Raw genomic sequence first — 22,356 nt, forward strand, 5'->3', positions numbered from 1 at the left:
ATTTGAGATTTGAGATTTGAGAAGATTATTATTTTTATAAGATTTTAAGCAAAAAAAAAGAAGATAAAGCTTAGGCTTGATCTTCTTGCTGACCGTAGAACCAAGTTGCTGCGATAAACATAGAAAAACCAACCACTGACATCACTGCTGTAACCATCATTTCATACTCTAACTTTGATATGAATATTATCTTAAAGTTTTATGACAGTTATATGACAAATATGAAACATTATAAATAATTATTATAGCAATAAATATCAATTACTTAGTAAATAAAAGTACATTCTACGCTATCAAATATTACAAATATTTCATGAAATATGACAAGAAAAACATCAAAAAACCATCAAATATGACAGCTAGAACCACAATTATGACAACACATTAAACTTTCGCCCAAAGCTTGATCAAAACACCCACAAAACTCACTTTTTATCTTATAATTTAGCCCGCTAGCTAACAGCCCGCTCAAGAGATTTTTGTATGACTACTATTATCAAGCAAGATGACTTGATCACATCGGTTAAAGATGCGCTTCAGTTCATTTCATACTACCACCCACAAGACTTCATCCAAGCGATGAGCCGTGCGTATGACCGTGAAGAAAACAAAGCTGCAAAAGATGCGATCGCACAAATCTTAATTAACTCTCGTATGTGTGCAGAAGGACATCGTCCAATTTGCCAAGATACCGGTATCGTAAACGTATTCGTTGAAGTGGGCATGGACGTTAAATTCGATTTAACGATGGGCTTAGACGACGCGATTAATGAAGGTGTACGCCAAGGTTACTTAGAAAACTCAAATATCCTACGCGCATCTGTACTTGCAGACCCTGCTTTTGGTCGTAAGAATACTAAAGACAATACACCTGCTGTGATCTACCACAAACTTGTTCCAGGTAACAAAGTAGATATCACTGTTGCAGCAAAAGGTGGCGGTTCAGAGAACAAATCTAAACTGGCAATGCTTAACCCATCTGACTCAATCGTGGATTGGGTACTTAAAACTGTTCCTACGATGGGTGCAGGCTGGTGTCCACCGGGTATGCTGGGTATTGGTATTGGTGGTACTGCTGAAAAAGCCATGATGCTAGCAAAAGAAGCACTCATGGAAGAATTGGACATGGACGAACTTCTTCGTCGTGGTCCACAAAGCAAACTTGAAGAACTTCGTATCGAAATCTTCGAAAAAGTAAATGCACTTGGTATTGGCGCACAAGGTCTTGGCGGTTTAACCACTGTTCTTGACATCAAGATTAAAGATTACCCTTGTCACGCTGCGGGCAAACCAGTCGGTATGATTCCAAACTGTGCTGCAACTCGCCACGCACACTTCACATTAGATGGTTCAGGCGTTGCAAATATTATTGCACCTAGCTTATCTGACTATCCTGAAGTGACTTGGGATTCTTCAACATCGAAAAGTGTTGACCTAGATAACTTAACGCAAGAAGAAATGAACCAATGGCAGCCGGGCGACACCTTGCTTCTTAACGGTACAATCTATACAGGTCGTGACGCTGCTCACAAACGTATGGTTGATATGTTAAACAACGGTGAAGAGCTTCCTGTAGATCTTAAAGGTAAATTTATTTACTACGTAGGTCCTGTAGATCCTGTTGGTGATGAAGTGGTTGGCCCTGCTGGCCCGACTACAGCGACTCGTATGGATAAATTCACACGTCAAGTACTCGAAGCAACTGGTCTTTATGGCATGATTGGTAAAGCAGACCGTGGTCCTGCTGCCGTTGAAGCAATTAAAGACAACAAAGCAACTTACTTGATGGCTGTGGGTGGTGCTGCTTACTTAGTATCTAAAGCAATCCGTGAAGCTGAAGTTGTTGCCTTTGCTGACCTTGGTATGGAAGCAATCTACAAGTTTGTTGTAAAAGATATGCCTGTATCTGTAGCTGTTGACGTAAATGGTACGTCTATTCATGCAACTGCACCAAAAATTTGGCAAGCGAAAATTGGTAAAATCCCAGTAACAGATGCCATCAAACAAGTTGTGAAAGAAGTTTATACCGAAGAAGAAATTAAAGCCTATAACACCTTTTTATCAACACCAGAAGGCAAATCAATTAACAGAAAAAGTACGGATACAATGCTAAAAATTCAAACAGCAATTGAAAGGATCGCCCAAGAAACGATGCAAAATTCAGACTATGAAAAAGAAATTTTGAAAATAATTGAACCATTAACAAAACACTGAATTTATGTTTAAACAAAAAAAACGCGCCTTAAGGCGCGTTTTTTTAAAACAAAAATAAATTAAGCAGATTTATTTACCAACTTAAGATCAACTTTTGCTTCTTCTTTTTTAACTTCTTGCTTTGGCTGACGCTCAGCTTTAAGCTCTGGTTGAGCATTATCATTAATAACCGCTTCATTCACCACAACCGTGCCAACATCTGTACGGCTTGGTAAGTCATACATTGTTTCAAGCAATGAGTTTTCAAGAATAGAACGCAAACCACGTGCACCCGTATTACGTTCTAATGCTTTTTTCGCAACAGCACGTAATGCAGTTTTTTCAAAAACTAAATCTACATTTTCCATGTCAAATAAGTATTGATATTGACGTGTTAATGCATTTTTAGGTTCAGTCAGAATTTGCATTAATGCATCTTCATCTAGCTCATCAAGTGTTGCAACAACAGGAACACGACCAATGAATTCTGGAATTAAACCAAACTTCACTAAGTCATTTGATTCAACTTGACGGAACAAATCAGAAAGCTTTTTAGTTTCATCTTTTTTACGCACTTCTGCAGTAAAACCAATGCCACCTTTTTCTTGACGTTGTTGCACAATTTTTTCAAGACCCGAGAATGCACCACCACAAATAAATAAGATGTTTGAAGTATCAACTTGAATCAATTCTTGTTGAGGATGCTTGCGACCACCTTGTGGTGGAATTGCAGCAACTGTTCCTTCAATCATTTTAAGTAAAGCTTGTTGTACACCTTCACCTGAAACATCACGTGTAATTGATGGGTTTTCAGATTTACGCGTAATCTTGTCGATTTCATCGATATAGATAATGCCCTTTTGCGCTTTTTCTACATCGTAATCTGCTTTTTGAAGAAGTTTTTGTACAATATTTTCAACATCTTCACCCACATAACCTGCTTCGGTTAATGTAGTTGCATCTGCAATTGCAAAAGGAACATCAAGTAAACGAGCAAGTGTTTGAGCAAGCAATGTTTTACCTGAACCTGTAGGACCTACAAGCATGATGTTACTTTTTGAAATTTCGATACCATCTTCTGCTTTATGACCACTATTTTGCACTTTTAAGCGTTTGTAATGGTTATAAACTGCAACAGATAACGTTTTTTTCGCAACATCTTGACCAATTACATATTGGTCTAATGCCGCACGAATTTCATGTGGCTTTGGTAATGGTTTAGTCGCCCAATCGCTAGATTCTACTTGCTGACTGGTTTGCACTAAATCTAGGCATACGTCCACACACTCATTACAGATATATGCGTCCTCGCCTGCAATCAGTTTCCCGACTTCAGACTGCGTTTTACCGCAAAATGAACAACTCTTATGTTCTTGAGGATGTTCGGACATATTTACTCCAATAACTAATCTTTTTTTTAAATTGATGGGCGTTTAGATAAAACTTCATCGACTAAGCCGTATTCTTTTGCTTGTTGTGCAGTCATGAAATTGTCACGATCTGTATCTTTAGCAAGGCGTTCATAGTCTTGACCACTATGTTCAGCCATTAAACGGTTTAAACGCTCTTTAATGAATAGAATTTCACGTGCATGAATTTCAATATCAGAGGCTTGACCACGGAAGCCACCAAGCGGTTGGTGAATCATCACACGTGCATTTTCAAGGCAATAACGCTTACCTTCAGCACCAGCATTGAGTAAGAATGCACCCATTGACGCAGCTTGACCTAAACAATAAGTCACAACGTCTGGCTTAATAAATTGCATAGTATCGTAAATTGCCATACCAGCAGTTACAGAGCCACCAGGTGAATTGATATATAAGTGGATATCTTTATCTGGATTTTCAGCTTCTAAGAACAACATTTGCGCCACAATTAAGTTCGCCATGTTGTCTTCAACTTCACCTGTTAAAAAAATCACACGTTCACGTAAAAGGCGTGAGAAAATATCAAATGAACGTTCACCACGGGAAGACTGTTCTACCACCATTGGAACTAAAGCATTTTCAATTGTTGGAACATACATACGTTTATTTATTCCTAAATTCTTGTGAGTTAACCCATAGCCACAATATGAGGGATATTTGCCAAAATTGCAAAATATTCGAGATTAAATAGCAGAAATTTTTACATCAAACTCATCAAAGAAAAAGTGATTTCTATATTTTATTTTCATAAAAAAAGGCGCTTTAAGCGCCTTTTTTTATTTCAGCTAGAAATTAGCCTTGTTGACGAGCTTGTTGCTCTTTCAATAAGTCTTCATAGCTTACTTTTGTATCAGTTACTTTAGCAGAAGCTAAAATGTGATCTACAACTTGATCTTCTAATACAACAGCTTCAATTTGTTGACGTTGTTGAGCATCATTTTTGAAGAATTCGATTACTTCGTTTGGATCTTCGTAAGAAGAAGCCATGTCAGCAATGTAAGCTTCAACACGAGCAGCATCTACTTCAATTTTAGATTCAGCTAAAACACGGCTTACTAATACGCCAAGCTTAACTGCTTTTTCAGCTTGCTCTTTGAACAAATCATCTGGAAGCATGCTGCTATCAAATGCTTTAGCGCCTTGAGCACCAAACTGTTGAGTAAATTGTTGAATCATTTGTTGACGTTGACGGTCAATTTCTTGAGTTAACATAGACTCAGGAATTTCAACTTCGTTTGCAGCTACAAGTGCATCAAAAGCTGCGCCTTTAACTTGGTTACGAAGACCATTTTTCACTTCACGTTCCATGTTTTTGCGAACGTCAGCTTTAAGTTTTTCAACGCCTTCTTCTTCAGTCAAACCAAATACTTTTAAGAATTCAGCATCAATTTCTGGAAGTTTTTGTTTTTCAACAAGCTTCACAGTAATTTTGAATTGAGCAGCTTTACCTGCAAGGTTTTCAGCTTGGTAGTCTTCAGGGAAAGTTACATCAATAACTTTCTCTTCGCCTTTCTTCATACCAACGATACCGTCTTCGAAGCCAGGGATCATACGACCTGAACCTAATACAAGTTTAAAGTCTTCAGAAGAACCGCCTTCAAACTTCTCGCCATCTACAGAACCTTCAAAGTCGAAAGTTACTTGCATGTCTTTTTTAGCCATGCCTTTCGTTTCAGCCCAAGAAGCGCGTTGCTTTTGAAGATTTTCGATCATTTGATCTACATCTTTGTCGTTTACTTCAGTTGATTTACGTTCAACTGTTAAACCATCAAACTTAACATCAACTTCAGGATAAACTTCTACAGTTGCTTCATAAACTAAAGCATCATCTTTCATTTCAGTTTTATCGATGTTTGGCATACCAACAGCGTTGATTTTCTCTTGTTGGATTGCTTCGAAAACTGTGTCACGAATAATGTCGTTAACAACTTCTTGATAAATACCAGCACCGTATTCGCGACGAACTACGTTCACAGGTACTTTACCCGCACGGAAGCCGTTAATCTTTACAGTTTTGGCAGTGCGTTTCAAACGAGCTTCAAATTGCTCATTAATACGGCTCGTCGGTACAGATACGTTTAAACGACGGGCAACGCCCGAAACCGCTTCAGAAGTTACTTGCATGGCTTCCTCGATATAATTGGAAATAACAGTTTTTTAAAAGTGCCACATTATATGACAACATTTAAAGATATACAAAAAAAGGATTATATCACTTTTAGCTATAGTCTTTGTACAAAGCACTTGCTCATATTTATTAGGTAACAATCAAGAGGAAATTGTGTAGTTTTAATTGCAAATAATAATACTTATCGTTACCATTGAGATACTTGTTTACTTTGTGTATTTTTTATTCTTTTTTTATTAGGGCATTGTTATGAATTACATTAAAAGTCGTAAGAAACGAACAAGAATCGCTGTTGCCTCTTTAATCAGCTTTTCAACTCCACTTACATTTGCAGACCAAGATCAAAACTCACATCAACTTGAAACAATCTCCTCTACGGCAGAGCACACAAGCTATTATATTAAAGAATCTAATAATTCAAAAATAACAACAAAACTTCTAGATACACCACGCACAATCAACATTATTTCTAAAGAAGAAATTGATGAACGTGGTGCTACGTCTTTGCAAGATGTTCTAAGAACCACCCCTGGCATTACCTTAGGGGCTGGTGAAGGAGGAACACCAATGGGTGATCGTCCTTTTATTCGTGGTTATGAAGCAAGTACAGATATTCTTATTGACGGCATGCGTGATTATGCACGTGGATCTCATGAAACATTTAACCTTGAAGCTGTAGAAGTGAGTAAAGGTCCTGGGTCTGTATATTCAGGACGTGGCTCTACAGGTGGTACGATTAATTTAATTACTAAAAAACCTAAAGATAAAACAGAATCCGAAATTACTTCTGAATATCAAACATCTGGTAAAGGACATACAAAATATCGCTTCACTACAGATAACAATATTGCCATTAACGACAATATTGCTGTGCGCTTAAATGCAATGCTAGATCAAGGCGAAACTGCTCGACGTGATAATGTTGAAGTTGACCGTTGGGGTATTGCGCCATCTATCACTTTTGGTCTGAACACACCAACACGTTTAACTTTAGGTTATAACTACTTAGAGTTTAATGATACCCCAGATATGGGAGTACCATTTAGCAATACAATGAATTTATGGGGAAATACCCCTTTTGAAGGTGGTAAGTTTGATACTAACTATGGTCGCCCGGGTGTTGATTTCAGAAAATATGAATCTGAAAGCTTTAACTTAAATCTTGAACATGATTTCAACGACAATCTTTCTCTAAAAGCTGTAGTAAAAGACTTAACGAGTATGCAAGATTACTTCTTTACTCGTGTAAGTTTTGAATGTACTAACCGTGGTGGTTCTGCCATAAATACAGACAACTCAGCATGTAGTGCAAATGGTACAGATCTTTATTATAACCGTGGAGATCGCGCTCGATATCGTGAAAGTCATTCAAGTGTTGGTCAACTTGACCTAACAGGTAAATTTAATACCGGAAATATTACACACAACTTTGTTGTTGGTGCAGATTACAGTAAAGAGCGCATTAGCAACAAAGATACAACTGTTACAGGTTTACCATCTAATGAAAAAGTTGACTTGTACAATCCAACGTACGGTGATTATAGTAATTTTAAAATCACTTACGGTCCTAAAACTCGTGCAGGTGAAATTGAAGTCTTTGGTCTTTACTTATTCGACAACATAAATCTGACAGAAAAGTTTGATGTTAATCTAGGTTTACGTTTTGATGATTATAAATCTACTGATTTAATCGATACTGTATCTGACAATATGTTCAACTACCAACTTGGTACTGTATATAAAATCGCACCTAATGGTCGTATTTATGCTAACTACGCAACTTCAATGAATCCTAGTGGTGATAACTTAGGACAAGCTGGCGGTGCTGATGGTGTAGCAAGCGGTAATAGACTAAGTGACAATATCGATCCAGAAGAAACTCGTAGTATTGAACTGGGGACTAAATGGGAAGTACTTAATGAGCGCTTAGCTTTAAATGCCGCTATATTTGAAACTAAAAAAACGAATGCACGTACAACTGATATTGATGGAACTGTAAGTGTTAATGGTAAAAATCGTGTTCGTGGTTTTGAACTAAGTGCAATTGGGCAAATTACACCGAAGTGGGATATTTCCGCTGGATACACCTATCTAGATAGCAAAATTCTAGATAATGGCTATGTAAATGGTGCTATCAGTCCAGAGAATGGCAATAAAATGAAATATATTGCTAAAAATAGTGCTAATTTGTGGACGACTTACCAAGTCCTAGATAAATTGCGTCTTGGTGGTGGCATTTCATATGTAGATGATCGTTTCGCGAACGATGCAAATGAATACATATTGCCATCACATGTCCGTTTTGATGCATTCGCAAGTTACCAATTAATGCCAGAAGTAGGTCTTCAATTAAATATTAACAACATTACAAACGAACGTATTTACGATGCTTCACATGTTGGTATTTTCTCAACTGTAGCTCCTGGTCGCTCATTTGCCCTTAAAGGAACATATCGTTTCTAAATAAACGATATTCAATGTAATAAAAAAGGGGGATTTCTATAAATCCCCCTTTTTTTTATGACTCATAAAAAATAAATATCTTTCATGAGTATGACTTACAGAAAGCTTCAATGAATATCACTAAATTTATTTCACGCAGTGAAGCACTTTCAAAAAGTCACCACGTATTAAGCCTAAACTGAATGCATTATTATCCTTAATTAAACTACATTCATATTCCCAATAATTAAAGAAAAAACATACGATTTTATCTATTCCATTATAAAACATGAACTTAAATTATTTTTGTTACATTATTTCATTCAAACTTCCTTATTTTCTACACAAAAGAATCGTTATTACCAATTTCAACCTACAGACTAAATAAATAGGAATCATTACTATTCGCACTCAATATTCTCCTCTATCCGTTGGGTTTGAAATGGCTTTCATTAAAACGCGTAAAAAAATCGTATCTTCTGCGATTGCATCATCTCTAAGCATTATGGCTGGACACGCAATTGCCCAAGATCAAGCAACACAGCTCGATACAATTCACTCAGAAGCAACAGCTCAACAAAAACAAAGCTTAAAAGTAGATAAATCGGCAAATACTAAATTTGTTGCTCCCCTTTTAGATACGCCTAAATCGGTTTCTGTAATTTCAAAACAACTCATTCAAGATACTCAAGTTACAACATTAAGTGATGCACTTCGTACTGTACCTGGTATTACTTTAGGTGCGGGTGAAGGTGGTAACCCAAATGGTGACCGTCCATTTATTCGTGGTTATAACTCTGAAAGCTCGATGTATGTCGATGGTGTACGTAGCGCAACTTCACAAAACCGTGAAATGTTTGCGGTAGAACAAGTGGAAGTAACTAAAGGTTCTGCTTCTGCAATGGGCGGTGCTGGTACTACAGGTGGTAGTATCAACATGGTTTCTAAAGTTGCTAAAAAAGGTGACTCTTTAGAAGGTTCTGTTGCAGCAGGTACTGATGCCTACAAACGTATCACCCTAGATGCCAATAAAGATTTTGGTAACGGTATTGCCGCTCGTGTTGCTGTAATGGGTCACGAAAATGAAAAAGCGGGTCAACACAACGGCGCTGAATATTCACGTGTTGGTATTGCGCCAAGTATTACTTTTGGTCTAGATACAGACACTCGCGCAACTTTAAGCTACTACTACCTAAAATCTGATGATACTCCAGATTCTGGCGTTCCATACCAATATGACACAGTAAATAAAGGCTCAGCAGGTAAACCAGTTGATGTAAAACAAGGTATTTACTATGGTTGGAAAGATCGTGACTTCCAAAAACAAGAAAATCAAAATGGTACAATCAAATTAGAACATGATTTGACTGACAACCTTACGATTAGCAACACGGCTGTATACGGCAAGTCTAAAAACAATTACGTCATTACTCAGCCTGATGACTCTCAAGGTAACGTTGCCAATGGTAAAGTTTGGCGTCGCGCAAATACTCGCATTACCGATACCACCACATTTACCGACCAACTTGCATTAACAGGTAAATTTAATACTGGTGCATTCAAACACTCTTTTAACACAGGTGTTGAATATAGCCGTCAAGATTCGGACCGTGGCAACTACAAACTAACTGACTCAAATACATCAGCGATTGATAAAGGCTCTTGTGCTTTAGCCAATCCAAATGGTTGGTGTACTGATCTAAACAATCCAAACCCAAATGATCCATGGTTAGGTAACATTGCTGCAAATCCAAAATCAACAAATGTAACAACTGAAAATACATCTGTTTATTTCTTAGATAACATTGAAATTAATCCACAATGGTTATTAGATTTAGGCGTTCGTTGGGATCAATTCGATAGCAAATGGACGGCTATTCAAGATCAAACAGATCGTAAAGGCAACGTGACAGATAAAGCTGGTACACAATACAAGAGTAAATCAGACTTTTTCAATTACCAAGCAGGTTTAACCTATAAACCAACTGAAAATGGCTCTATCTATGCAAGTTATGCAACATCAACAAATCCTGTAGGTGTAGATGGAGGTGATGGTTCTGAAGGTATTAATTCAGGCACAAGTTCATATATCAATGACTTGAAACCAGAAGAAGTTCGTACCATGGAGCTTGGTACAAAGTGGGATTTATTTAATAAAAATTTAAATCTAACAGCAGCTATTTTCCGTACTGAAAAAACCAATACACGCTCAACAGATGCAAATGGTTTAACAAGCAACATTGGTAAAACACGTGTTGATGGTATTGAATTAGGTGCAAATGGTAACATCACGGATAAATGGGCTGTATCTGCAGGTTATACATATTTAGATAGCGAACTTCTTGACGGTGGTTTTACAAATATCGAAAAAGATAGTGCTAAACCAGCAATCTATGTACCTAATCCAAGTAACGGTAATCAAGTTCAAAACGTTGCAAAACACTCAGCAACACTTTGGACAACTTATGCTGTAACTCCTGCGTTTACTGTAGGTGCTGGCGCTGTAGCAATGGACAAAGTCTATGGTGATGCAGCAAACACTAAATGGGTTTCAGGCTACGTTCGTTACGATGCAATGGCTCGTTATAACGTAAACAAGAATGTTGATCTACAATTGAACATCAACAACCTTTCTGACAAACGTTATTTCACTAAAGCTTATGCATCTCACTATGCAGTTGAAGGCGAAGGTCGTAGCGCAGTATTGGCTGTAAACTTCAAATACTAAGTTTTAAATATTAAATCCCATATTAATACCATGGGATTTAAACTAAAATAGCCTTTAACCATAGGGGCTATTTTTATATATAACTGCTATAAATAATTTAATTATATTTTCAGAAGGTATTGCCGTGATTCATCATATTCCCAATGTCTTAACCAAAGAACAAGTTCAATATTTTCGTTCAGAAATGGACAAAGTAAATTGGGTAGATGGTAAAGTTTCTACGGGATCACTTTCTGCAAATGTAAAACAAAATCAACAATTACCCGAAGATCATCCTTTAACAAATCATTTAGGCGATATTATTTTAGATGCGCTATCTAAGCATCCATTATTTATTTCTGCCGCTCTGCCTTTAAATATTTTACCGCCCTATTTTAATCGATATGAAAACAATGAAACATTTGGCTTTCATGTCGATAATTCAATTCGTTGGATCAAAGGTACTAAAGATCGTATTCGTACAGATTTATCCTGCACCATCTTTTTAAGCGAACCTGACGAATATGAAGGTGGTGAATTGGTTGTAGAAGATACTTATGGTTATCATGAAGTTAAACTTCCTGCGGGTGATTTAATTTTATATCCATCTACCAGTGTTCACGAGGTTACACCTGTAACTTCAGGCTGTCGTGTGGGTTCATTTTTCTGGATTCAAAGCATGATCCGAGAAGATGCAGATCGACATATGCTTTTCAACTTAGACCAAACTATTCAAAATTTACGGATGCAATTGGGCGATAGCCATGAAGAAGTGGTAAAACTCACCAGTCTTTACCATAATTTAATGCGTAAATGGGCTGAAATTTAATAAGAATTGCCCTCTAACTTCAAAGGATTTTTCATGAATATGAAAACTATTTTAGAACCGCTGAACCAAATTCCAGCACATCTACAAACTATTCATGACTATGAAATTGAAGCAGAAAAACATCTATCAGATATGGTTTGGAGCTACTTACAAGGTGGCTCAATGGATGAAATCAGCGTTCAAGACAATGTAGATCAATTCAACGACATTCAGCTTTTACCTCGAATGCTCAAAGATTTAACGCATGGTCATACTGAATGTGAAATTTTAGGTCAAAAATATCCTCACCCTATTTTTCTTGCGCCTATTGGTCATCAACAACAATTTCATCCTGAAGCAGAAGCTGCATCGGCATTAGCGGCAGAAGTTCTTGGTAGCAATATTGTTTTAAGTACATTTACCAATACCGACATGCGAAGCCTTAAAAAAGAAAATCCATACAAATGGTTTCAATTGTATTGGCAAGGTGAACGTGAAAAATCTTTGGCTTTAGTGAAAATGGCAGAAGAACATCATTACAAAGCTATTGTGATTACGGTTGATTCCCCTCATACAGGCATTCGTGACCGTGAACGTAAAGCATTTTTTCATTTACCTGAAGGAATGCAACATCCGCACACGCCTACACACGTCCCTCTTCCTGAATTAAAAGATGGTGATCATCCTGTTTTTAATGGATTAATGAAAATTGCACCAACGTGGGATGATATTGCGTGGATTGTTCAACAAACAAATTTACCTGTAATTTTAAAAGGAATTACTCACCCACAAGATGCGCTTTTAGCGATTAAACATGGTGTTCAAGGGCTGATTATTTCAAATCATGGCGGACGTGTTTTAGATACATGTATATCTCCAATTTTAGCTTTACAGATGATTAAAAAAGTCGTTCCTACCGATTTTCCATTACTTTATGATGGCGGTATTCGACGTGGATCTGATGTATTTAAAGCCATTGCATTAGGTGCTTCAGCTGTATTTATTGGTCGACCATATATTTATGGTTTAGCGACGGCGGGTGCTTTAGGCGTTGCACATGTACTTAAAATATTAAAAGAAGAGTTTGAAATCACTATGGCTCTTATGGGAACAGCTACAGTAAATGAAATTAATAAAGAATATATTTTTCAATATTAATTGAATTTACGGAATATTTTCTCACTATTTGTTATGAAGCTGCAAATTTAGGAATTTTTTTTCGGAATAAGTATTTTAAAATTTAGTTATAGATTTACAAGACTTACGGTAAAGCTAAGTTTCAATTTTTTAAGAATATTTTACAACTTTTGGCTAAAGACCCCGAAGTATCTCTTGTAAATTGTTAGAATAGACACAATCTATAAAAGTAGTACGTTGCCGTTATCCACGATTAGAAGCAACCAATACTACACAAGGAGTTTTCACATGATGTTGGCAGATCCAAGTAAAAAATACCGTCGCATGTATCAGCGTGTTGACTTACCAGACCGTCAATGGCCAAACAATGAAATCAATAAAGCGCCAATCTGGATGAGCACGGACCTACGTGACGGTAACCAAGCGATCTTCGAGCCAATGAACATTGAACAAAAATTCAAAATGTTCCAAATGCTTGTGAAAATTGGTTTCAAACACATTGAAATTGGCTTCCCTTCTGCATCTCAAATTGACTTCGATTTCACCCGTAAATTGATTGAAGAAGGTCATATTCCAGATGATGTTTATATTGAAGTTTTAGTTCAAGCACGTGATCATTTAATTCAACGTACTTTTGAATCTTTACAAGGTGCGAAACGTGCCATTGTGCATATCTACAACTCGAATTCTCCAACATTCCGTAATAAAGTATTGAATGTTGATGTTGCTGGTGCAAAAAAATTAGCAATGAATGCGGCGCAAAAAGTAAAAGAATATGCGTCAAAGCAACCTGAAACTGAATTTATTTTCCAATATAGCCCTGAATGTTTTACTGCAACAGAATTAGAAGTTGCCAAAGATGTTTGCGATGCTGTGACTGAAATTTGGGAAGCATCTCCAACAAACAAAGTGATTTTGAACTTACCTGCAACTGTTGAGGTTTCAGGCCCACATGTTTATGCAGACCAAGTTGAATGGATGCATCGCAACTTAGAACGTCGTGATGGTGTGATTATTTCGGTTCACTGTCATAACGACCGTGGCTGTGGTATTGCAGCTTCTGAACTTGCCATTATGGCAGGTGCAGACCGAGTCGAAGGCTGTGTCTTTGGTAATGGTGAACGCACAGGTAATGTAGACGTTGCAGCAATTGCTTTGAATATGTATACCCAAGGTGTTGCACCTGAATTAGACTTCTCAAATATCAACGAAATTATTGCAACCGTTGAAGAATGCACTGGCTTACCTGTTCACCCTCGCCACCCATATGCAGGTGACTTGGTATTCACAGCATTCTCTGGTTCACACCAAGATGCGATTAAAAAAGGTTTTGATCACCAAAAGAATGAAGAAATTTGGGATATGCCTTACTTACCAATCGACCCTAAAGATTTAGGACGCGATTATGATGCTGTGATTCGTGTGAATTCACAGTCGGGTAAAGGTGGTATTTCTTACTTGTTAGAATCGAATTACAACGTCGTTTTACCACGTCGTATTCAAATTGAATTCTCGCAAATTGTTCAGCAAAAAACTGATGAAGATGGCACTGAAATTTCTGCTCAAGCAATTTGGTCATTGTTCAAAGATACTTATGTTGCAGCCAAAGATGCTCATTATTCAGTGAAAAATTATAAATTGTCTGATGAAAATGGCAGCCAAGTGATTGAGCTAGATGTTGAAATCAATGGTCAAACTCAGCGTTTACGCGGTGAAGGTAATGGTCCAATTTCAGCTATTTTAGATGCACTTCAATTGCCAATTGATGTTTTAAGCTATGAAGAACGTAGTATTAGTTCTGGCGCACATGCAAAAGCTTTAGCATTAATTGAACTTCAAGTGAAAGGTGTTGGAAAATCTGCATTTGGTGCAGGTGTTCATGACAACATTGTAACTTCATCGATCGAAGCAATTATGGCATGTACGAATCGTTTAATTGATCAAGGTGTTCTTAGCACAGATCAAGTGATTGCTGCTGTAGTTTAAGCTATAAAACTATTTTGAAAAGGATACCCCAAGTGGTATCCTTTTCTTTATTGATCCTAAAGATTTAAGGCGAATTATTCCTGTGTCTTTTCCAGCTGACTCAGTGGGTTTAGTTACCCCGCAAAAGTTCCTTTTCGAAGAGCCATTAGAGCTCGAATGTGATCGAATTCTTCCACGTTTTGAACTTATGGTTGAAACTTACGGTGAACTTAATGCCGATAAGTCGAATGCTATTCTTATTTGTCATGCATTATCGGGGCATCATCACGCTGCGGGTTATCATCATGAAGATGATAAAAAACCAGGTTGGTGGGATGCTTGTATTGGCCCAGGTAAAGCAATTGATACTTCAAAATTCTTTGTCGTTGCACTCAATAATATTGGTGGATGTAGTGGCTCTACAGGCCCGACATCACCAAATCCCGAAAATGAAAACCGTCCATACGGCCCAGACTTTCCCCTTGTAACGGTTCGTGACTGGGTAAAAACGCAAGCCTTACTGTCGGATCGTTTAGGCATTGATGTTTGGTATTCGGTTATTGGTGGTTCTTTGGGTGGCATGCAAGCTTTGCAATGGTCTGTCGATTATCCAGATCGCCTGCAAAAATGCGTGATTATTGCCAGTGCACCAAAACTATCTGCACAAAATATTGCATTTAACGAAGTTGCACGTCAGTCAATTTTGTCAGATCCAGATTTCCACAACGGACGCTATTTAGAAAATGATAGCTATCCTAAACGTGGTTTAATTTTGGCTCGTATGGTCGGACACATCACCTACTTGTCAGAAGAAGCAATGAAACAAAAATTTGGTCGTGACTTAAAGTCTGGCAAATTTATGTATGGTTTTGATGTTGAATTCCAAGTGGAAAGCTACTTACGCTATCAAGGTGAACAATTCAGCCGTAACTTCGATGCCAATACTTATTTAATTATGACCAAAGCCTTGGATTATTTTGATCCTGCTCGTGAATATGAACTTTCACTTAAAAATGCAATGGCAAATACCAAATGTAAGTTTTTAGTCGTTTCTTTTACGACAGATTGGCGTTTTACCCCTGCTCGTTCGCAAGAAATTGTAGATGCATTAATTAGCAACTTTAAACCTGTCAGCTACTTAGATATTGATGCAGAACAAGGTCATGACTCTTTCTTATTCCCTATTCCACTGTATGTGCAATCATTACGTGCATTTTTAGGTGGTGAAGAACACCTCCAAGCGACAAAGGAGGCTGTGTAATGCGTATCGATCATCAACTTGCTGAAAAGTGGATTAAGCCAGATTCCAGCGTTCTCGATTTGGGTTGTGGCGATGGTGAACTGCTTGCTCATATGAGCAAAAAGCACAATATTCGTGCATACGGATTAGAAATTGATCAAGAAAAGATTGCAATTGCAGTCAGTAGAGGGTTAAATATTGTTCAGCAGGACTTAAATTTAGGTTTAAGTCGATTTGCCGACCAGTCTTTTGACTATGTTGTCATGGCACAAGCTTTGCAAGCTGTAGATGCACCAGACGTATTATTACGAGATATGGTGCGCGTGGGGAAACAAGCCATTATTACATTCCCAAACTTTGCACATTGGAAGACCCGTTCTTTCCTTGCGCTTAAAGGGAAGATGCCTGTTTCAGAAGCTTTACCTTATATGTGGTATAACACCCCAAATATTCATTTATGTACTTTCCGAGACTTTGAAGCACTTTGTGCAGAAAATAATATTCGGATTATTAATCGACTTGCCGTAAATGGTAACCAAGAAGACAGTTTACTGAGTAAACATCTTCCTAATTTGTTTGGTGAAGTCGCAATTTATCGAGTGAGCGCTCTATGAAAAAACTATTATTAAGCACGACGCTACTGGTTGGACTTTTTAGCATACAAGCCCATGCAGATTACGTTTCACCGAAACCAACCGTTTCAAGCCAAGCAGCTCAATATTCAATTATGGATATTAACAGCCTCATTAAAGCTGCAAAATCAGGGCAACCTGGGGCACAATTTTACTTAGCGACTAAATACCAACAAGGTAAAGACGTTAAACAAGATAATGCTCAAGCATTTGCGTGGTACAAAGCCGCTGCCGACCAAGGATTATCCCCGGCACAACTGAATGTTGGACGTATGCTTGCAGATGGCATTGGCGTTCGTAAAGATGAATCTTTAGCACGTAAATACTTTGAAAAAGCAGCAAGTCATGGTGATAACCGTGCAAGTTTTAACTTAGCTATGATGGAAGAGCAAAAGAAAAATTACGTGGGTGCATATCAATGGTATGAACTTTCTACACGTGATGGCATGCTCGATAACAAAGTGATTACACTTTCTGAAGGTAAAAAAACTGCGTTAGCTGCAAACTTAACTCAAGATCAAATTCGTGCTGCACGTGACCGTGCGGACAAATGGATTCAAGCACAATAAGCTTCCATTTCATGTGAAAAAGCACCTTCGGGTGCTTTTTATTTACACATTTTAAACTTACAAATTTCATAAAAATGATTATTAATAACGGCTTATACATCAAATAAATCTTACTTATTTTTACTTTGGATAAAAAATGAAAAATTATTCTATAGCTCTCCTAACTTTAAGTCTTTTGGTTTTAGTTGGTTGTGGTTCGACTGCTTCATGGAAAAAAAATGGCATATCTCGTTATGATATGCAAAATACTTTAGCCAAATGCCGATACGATGTTGGACTCGCTAAAGTGAATGCAAAAGAAAAGAAATCGATGGAAAATAATTGCATGATTTCACAAGGCTATCGCTTTAGAAAATAAAAGCACCGTAAGGTGTTTTTTTTAATTTTTATTCATATTTTTAAGCATGGGTATAAACCGTAATCCATGCTCCTCAACCATTTTTGATACTGTATTAAAACCAAATTTTTCATAGATAGGCTGAGCATAAACACTAGAATTAACCGTTATATTTTCTACATTTTGTTTCATTAATTCTGCTTCCATAAAGCCCCACAAGCATCGCCCTAACCCAGTCCCTTTAAAAGCATGGTCTACAAAAAAATGAAGAACATGATTCGGTTCTTTATAAGCAATGACGGCACAAAGACTTCCCGCTTCTTCATATACATAGTAGTGCACATCCTTACGATCTAATAATGATGAAATGATCTCTTCACTAAAGTGACATCTACCAGACTCGCTTATAACAATATCATTCATATAAAATTGAATTAACTTAACAATATTTTTTACATCACCTGTTTGAGCTATTCGAATCATTTCAATCTCAGTTTTATTTAGATTTTTATATAAGCTAGCATTCCACTTGATGAAAATCCGCTAGAATGCAGTATTCATTTTTCAAAGTATGAGCATATTACAATGTCTTCTCAAGATTGGTTATCTCAAGGAACTCTCGTACTTGCGAGTAATAACAAAGGAAAAATCGCTGAGTTTGAAAAACTATTTGCAGAATTAAACCTTCCTGTAGAAGTTGTTGCACAAGGCAAACTCAATATTGAAGATGCTATTGAAGATGGCTTAAGCTTTGTAGAAAATGCCATTATCAAAGCCCGCCATGCATCTAAAATTTCAGGAAAACCTGCCATTGCAGATGATTCAGGTATTTGCGTTCCTATATTAGGTGGTGCACCTGGAATCTACTCTGCACGTTATGCAGGTGAACATGGTGATGATGCTGCGAATAATGAAAAACTTTTAGCAGACTTAAAACCATTGCGTAAAAATGGCGAAACAATTGAAGCCATGTTTGTTTGCGTATTGGCACTCGTTCAACATGCAGAAGATCCATTACCACAAATTTTCCAAGGCATTTGGAAAGGTGAAGTTTTAGAACAAGCGCGTGGTGAAAATGGTTTTGGATATGATCCTTTATTTTGGTTGTCTGAACTGAATATTTCTAGTGCGGAACTTTCTAAAGAAGAAAAAAACAAAATTAGCCATCGTGGTCAGGCAATGAAACTCTTCAAGCAAAGTTTAGCTGTTTAAATATGTTGTTTTGGCATTTAAAAGCCCTATTCATATAGGGCTTTTTTATTATTTTTAGATAAACACTTATAAAAAATGCAAAATCGCACCATAAATCAATACCAATACACAGCTCACAATCGTCCCTGCTGCAATATATCTTGCAGATTCACCTGTGCCTAAATAATGTGTTTCTAAAGCCACAATATTGGCTGCGGGCGGTAAACAAAATATTAAAAACATCACGCCTATATATTTTTCAATATGTGGAATTGGAACAAATAAATAGGTCAATCCACACAAAACTAAACCAACCGTAATTTTCATTGCAAATACGTTTAGGCTACGCAAAATATCAGCCCAATAAACTTGGGTACGGCGCAACCACATGCCTAAAATACACATCCCCGTAAAGCTCATTCCAACTTTTGCAACGCTGTATAACACATCTAAAATTTGATGATTTTGTAGATTCTGCATCCCCAAAATTCGACAAACAAGTGCAATCAACAAAGCAAATACAGGTGGTGAAAATAGAACTTTTCTTATCATTGAGGATAAAGCTTGTTGTTCCTTATTTAATGCAGTTACTGCCCAAATATTTCCAAAGATAGATCCACCCACATATAAAGCGACCATAGGTGCACTAATTTCAGGACCAAAAAGTGCCAATGCAAAAGGAAAACCAAGCCATGCTAAATTGACATAGCTCACACATAGCGCACGAAGTTGATCTTTAAAAATATGTCTAAAGAAATAGAACATTAAGATGGCAACAGTAAAACTGAAAAGCATCAGGCTTAAACTACCCGCCTGATAAAAAACCATATTGTAAATAATGACAAATGGAATAAAGCAACGTGCCAATACGCTAGAAAATAGAGTTTTGAGTTGCGTAGAAAGTGAAACTGAAGCTAGTCCTAGTCCACATATAAAAGCAAAAAGTGGTAGAAGCAAAGCCACGATGCATTCCTGAGTTATTAAGTGTCTACATGCTAGCATCTTTTAGATTTTAGTTTGGAGGAACTCAATGAATCATTTGTATTCGTTACGCTTTTAAAATTGTAACTTCTAGTTCTGTGAGATCGCCTTTAGGCTCATATTGCTGTTTTTCTTGCCACAACCATTTATCATTTTTCAATCTTAAAAAATTAGAACAACGCGTGCCGTAAACAGGACTTTGAATAAAAGTTGATGATAATAATTCTTCCATCTCTTGTTTAATGCCTGTTTGAGGCAATAATGACGTAGAAACTTTACGTTCATCTTCAAGCATATCCCAAACAGCGAACTCTAAAGCTTGTTCTGCGATATGCTGTTGTTGCATCAGTGGTAAAAATTCTTGAGTAAATCTTTTTCTTAAATGTCGTGTTTTTTCCCAATGTTCCGTCATTAATCCATTAGAAACCACATACACACCTTTTGCTAAAATTTGTGGTGCTTCACCACGATTACTCATATAAACCGCTTGATCTGCATGACCAAGAAAAAGATTAAAGCCCGCATAATCACACTGCGTTTTTTCTAAATTTTGTGCAAAACGAATTGGTGTTAAATCGGATTCTAAAAACTGTTGAATTAAGTGACCTCGAGAAGTTGGATATTTTGTTTGATCTGTTCCATCCCTAAAATTGGTAATAACTGCCCACCGTCCCGATGCAGTTATACCCATCCATGTGCCACCCGATTGTAAATCTTGCCCTGCAATAATGGGACTATTTTCCCAAGCAGATAATTTTTTAGATGGACGGTGATAGAACTCATCTCTGTTTGAAATGAGACACAAAGGCGTATCTTCTAGAACATGCCAAGCAAAGGCAACAATGCACATATTTTAAACTCAAATTCTTTACACATTGAATGTACAACATTTTTCATATTATTCAGCTAAAATCTAGGCAAAACATAATGACAAGGAGCAGCAATGCTGACCTATCCAAATATCGACCCAGTTGCATTAGCACTGGGGCCTCTACAAGTTCATTGGTATGGACTGATGTATTTATTGGCATTTTTATTTGCTTGGGGACTTGCTACATACCGCTCTAAACAACGTGGTTGGACACCCGATATGGTCTCAGACCTCATATTTTATGGTGCTTTAGGTGTTGTTGTTGGTGGTCGTTTTGGCTATGTCTTCTTTTATGGCTTCGAGCAATTTTTACAAAATCCACTTTGGTTATTCCAAGTTTGGACAGGTGGTATGAGCTTCCACGGTGGCTTCTTGGGTGTGATGGTTGCAATGTTGTTCTGGTGTAAGAAATACCAAATGACATGGTTCCAGACTTTAGACTTTATTGCGCCATGTGTTCCGACAGGTTTGATGTTTGGTCGTTTGGGTAATTTCATTGGTGGTGAGCTTTATGGTCGCCCTGTAACAGATCCCAATTTTGCTTTGGGTATGATTTTCCCAACAGATCCATTACAACTGGTTCGACACCCCTCACAGCTATATCAAGCGATGTGTGAAGGTTTAATTCTATTTATTGTTTTATGGTGGTTCAGCACCAAGCCACGCCCTCGCTTTGCCGTATCTGCGCTATTTTTAATTGGCTATGGCATTGCACGCTTTGTTGTTGAATTCTTCCGTGAACCAGACAATGGTCAACTTTTTGTAGGTTGGATGAGTAAAGGACAATTCCTCACTGTACCAATGATTTTGATTGGTTTATGGATGCTTTGGTATGCCTATCAGAAAAAAATATACGACTGGGGTCCATTAAAAAATTCATAAAATATGCGAGGCAATTGCCTCGCTTTTTTATCTCTTATTTATGCTAAAGTGCTTCGTATCCGCTTATTTATTCAAATATTCCTATGCTCGAATTTTGGTTTAATCCTCAAATATCAATAATCAAAAAACTATTTCTCTTCATCAGCATTGCAATAGTGACAGGTGTTTTATATTGGATGGCACCACTTTCATTCGATGCTGTTCTGATGTTTTTAGGCACAGGAATTATTTTCCTTATTTGCCGTTATTGTAAAATTCATTTTACAGGGAAAAATCCAACTGGCTTACTTTACCGTCTATTCACTTGGATTCCCATTGCCTTAGTTCTTGCACTTATTTTTATGAACATGAAAAATGGTGAAATTTTATTGGCAGGCGCTCAAGGTATTGGATTTATGGCTTTGGCTATTTGCTTATTTTCACCATTATCACTTTTAAATCAAAGTTCAACTGAAAATAAAGAATCATCATAATGTTAGATTTTTGGTATTCAGAAAAATGCACACGTGAAATCAAACTTATTATTTGCATAACCACATGCGCAATTATTTATTACTTTTCAAACATAGAACAGCTGAATACATGGGCGGTTGGTTTTTCACTTGGGATTGGTGTATTCATTCATGTTCTGCACCATTTAAAATTAAAGCTAAATACTCACAATAAATATTCAAATGGCTTAAACATTATTGTTTTGAGCTTACCTATTATTGCCATTCTATTTTTAATTCAATCCATTCCACCTATCAATAAAATGATTCTGATAGTACAAAGCCTAGGTTTTATAGGCCTAGGCTTCTTTATTGTATCGATCTACGAAAATCGTTCAAAACGCAGCTAAGT

General features: G+C 37.1%; 19 protein-coding genes and 1 pseudogene. 14 read left to right on the forward strand and 6 right to left on the reverse strand.

Translation table 11 applies throughout. The features are described 5' to 3' along the window. Nucleotides 1-483 precede the first annotated feature (483 nt). A pseudogene (locus A6M14_RS09410) lies at nt 484-1,998 on the forward strand (fumarate hydratase); the annotation flags it as partial. 275 nt (nt 1,999-2,273) lie between these two features. Here A6M14_RS09410 and clpX read toward each other — a convergent pair. The 3 genes from clpX to tig all read right to left on the reverse strand — a co-directional run bounded on the left by clpX (nt 2,274) and on the right by tig (nt 5,747). Beyond that, entirely contained in the window at nt 2,274-3,584 is a 1,311-nt protein-coding gene (gene clpX, locus A6M14_RS09415) for an ATP-dependent protease ATP-binding subunit ClpX (protein ID WP_152874690.1), read from the reverse strand. Between the two features lie 26 nt (nt 3,585-3,610). Then, nucleotides 3,611-4,222 (reverse strand): ATP-dependent Clp endopeptidase proteolytic subunit ClpP, encoded by a 612-nt coding sequence (gene clpP, locus A6M14_RS09420; RefSeq protein ID WP_152874691.1) that lies wholly within the window; start codon nt 4,220-4,222, stop codon nt 3,611-3,613. Nucleotides 4,223-4,415: 193 nt separating this feature from the next. Further along, the gene (gene tig / locus A6M14_RS09425) at nt 4,416-5,747 is read right to left on the reverse strand and encodes a trigger factor (RefSeq protein WP_152874692.1); all 1,332 of its coding nucleotides are present in this window, start codon (nt 5,745-5,747) and stop codon (nt 4,416-4,418) included. Nucleotides 5,748-6,000: 253 nt separating this feature from the next. Between tig and A6M14_RS09430 the strand changes: the two genes are divergently transcribed. The 9 genes from A6M14_RS09430 (at nt 6,001) to A6M14_RS09470 (ending at nt 17,609) form a co-directional block, all read left to right on the forward strand. Further along, the gene (locus A6M14_RS09430; RefSeq protein WP_152874693.1) at nt 6,001-8,214 is read left to right on the forward strand and encodes a TonB-dependent receptor; all 2,214 of its coding nucleotides are present in this window, start codon (nt 6,001-6,003) and stop codon (nt 8,212-8,214) included. Between the two features lie 421 nt (nt 8,215-8,635). Next, on the forward strand, nt 8,636-10,921 hold the full coding sequence (locus tag A6M14_RS09435; protein WP_152874694.1) for a TonB-dependent receptor: 2,286 nt from the start codon (nt 8,636-8,638) through the stop codon (nt 10,919-10,921). A 124-nt stretch (nt 10,922-11,045) separates the two neighbouring features. Beyond that, complete coding sequence (locus A6M14_RS09440) at nt 11,046-11,729, forward strand: Fe2+-dependent dioxygenase (protein WP_188110886.1); 684 nt, start codon at nt 11,046-11,048, stop codon at nt 11,727-11,729. A 33-nt stretch (nt 11,730-11,762) separates the two neighbouring features. Continuing rightward, nucleotides 11,763-12,866 carry an alpha-hydroxy acid oxidase gene (locus tag A6M14_RS09445; protein ID WP_152874695.1) on the forward strand — a complete coding sequence of 368 codons (1,104 nt, stop codon included), beginning with the start codon at nt 11,763-11,765 and terminating at the stop codon, nt 12,864-12,866. Between the two features lie 267 nt (nt 12,867-13,133). Next, entirely contained in the window at nt 13,134-14,831 is a 1,698-nt protein-coding gene (leuA, locus tag A6M14_RS09450) for a 2-isopropylmalate synthase (RefSeq protein ID WP_152874696.1), read from the forward strand. A gap of 82 nt (nt 14,832-14,913) precedes the next feature. Further along, nucleotides 14,914-16,071 (forward strand): homoserine O-succinyltransferase MetX, encoded by a 1,158-nt coding sequence (gene metX, locus A6M14_RS09455; RefSeq protein WP_163122444.1) that lies wholly within the window; start codon nt 14,914-14,916, stop codon nt 16,069-16,071. Next, nucleotides 16,071-16,664 (forward strand): methionine biosynthesis protein MetW, encoded by a 594-nt coding sequence (gene metW / locus A6M14_RS09460; RefSeq protein WP_152874697.1) that lies wholly within the window; start codon nt 16,071-16,073, stop codon nt 16,662-16,664. The genes metX and metW overlap by 1 nt, the downstream gene beginning before the upstream one ends. After that, complete coding sequence (locus A6M14_RS09465; protein ID WP_152874698.1) at nt 16,661-17,251, forward strand: tetratricopeptide repeat protein; 591 nt, start codon at nt 16,661-16,663, stop codon at nt 17,249-17,251. The genes metW and A6M14_RS09465 overlap by 4 nt, the downstream gene beginning before the upstream one ends. A gap of 136 nt (nt 17,252-17,387) precedes the next feature. Beyond that, nucleotides 17,388-17,609, forward strand: a complete 222-nt coding sequence (locus tag A6M14_RS09470; protein WP_152874699.1) for a hypothetical protein — start codon at nt 17,388-17,390, stop codon at nt 17,607-17,609. Nucleotides 17,610-17,630: 21 nt separating this feature from the next. Here A6M14_RS09470 and A6M14_RS09475 read toward each other — a convergent pair whose 3' ends face one another. Continuing rightward, a complete protein-coding gene (locus A6M14_RS09475; protein WP_152874700.1) occupies nt 17,631-18,071 on the reverse strand; it encodes a GNAT family N-acetyltransferase in 441 nt (146 codons plus the stop codon). Nucleotides 18,072-18,173: 102 nt separating this feature from the next. Between A6M14_RS09475 and rdgB the strand changes: the two genes are divergently transcribed. Continuing rightward, the gene (rdgB, locus tag A6M14_RS09480; RefSeq protein ID WP_152874701.1) at nt 18,174-18,800 is read left to right on the forward strand and encodes an RdgB/HAM1 family non-canonical purine NTP pyrophosphatase; all 627 of its coding nucleotides are present in this window, start codon (nt 18,174-18,176) and stop codon (nt 18,798-18,800) included. 66 nt (nt 18,801-18,866) lie between these two features. Here rdgB and A6M14_RS09485 read toward each other — a convergent pair whose 3' ends face one another. Further along, a complete protein-coding gene (locus A6M14_RS09485; protein WP_188110887.1) occupies nt 18,867-19,742 on the reverse strand; it encodes an AEC family transporter in 876 nt (291 codons plus the stop codon). 85 nt (nt 19,743-19,827) lie between these two features. After that, a complete protein-coding gene (locus tag A6M14_RS09490) occupies nt 19,828-20,610 on the reverse strand; it encodes an NRDE family protein (protein WP_152874703.1) in 783 nt (260 codons plus the stop codon). Between the two features lie 93 nt (nt 20,611-20,703). Here A6M14_RS09490 and lgt point away from each other — a divergent pair, with 93 nt between their 5' ends. The 3 genes from lgt (at nt 20,704) to A6M14_RS09505 (ending at nt 22,354) form a co-directional block, all read left to right on the forward strand. Beyond that, nucleotides 20,704-21,513 carry a prolipoprotein diacylglyceryl transferase gene (lgt, locus tag A6M14_RS09495; RefSeq protein ID WP_152874704.1) on the forward strand — a complete coding sequence of 270 codons (810 nt, stop codon included), beginning with the start codon at nt 20,704-20,706 and terminating at the stop codon, nt 21,511-21,513. 83 nt (nt 21,514-21,596) lie between these two features. After that, nucleotides 21,597-21,986 carry a hypothetical protein gene (locus A6M14_RS09500; RefSeq protein WP_152874705.1) on the forward strand — a complete coding sequence of 130 codons (390 nt, stop codon included), beginning with the start codon at nt 21,597-21,599 and terminating at the stop codon, nt 21,984-21,986. Beyond that, nucleotides 21,986-22,354, forward strand: coding sequence for a hypothetical protein (locus A6M14_RS09505; RefSeq protein ID WP_152874706.1), 369 nt, complete (start codon nt 21,986-21,988; stop codon nt 22,352-22,354). The genes A6M14_RS09500 and A6M14_RS09505 overlap by 1 nt, the downstream gene beginning before the upstream one ends. Nucleotides 22,355-22,356: the final 2 nt, after the last annotated feature.

Origin of the sequence: Acinetobacter portensis (genome assembly GCF_009372215.1) — a bacterium.
Taxonomy (GTDB): Bacteria; Pseudomonadota; Gammaproteobacteria; order Pseudomonadales; family Moraxellaceae; genus Acinetobacter; species Acinetobacter portensis.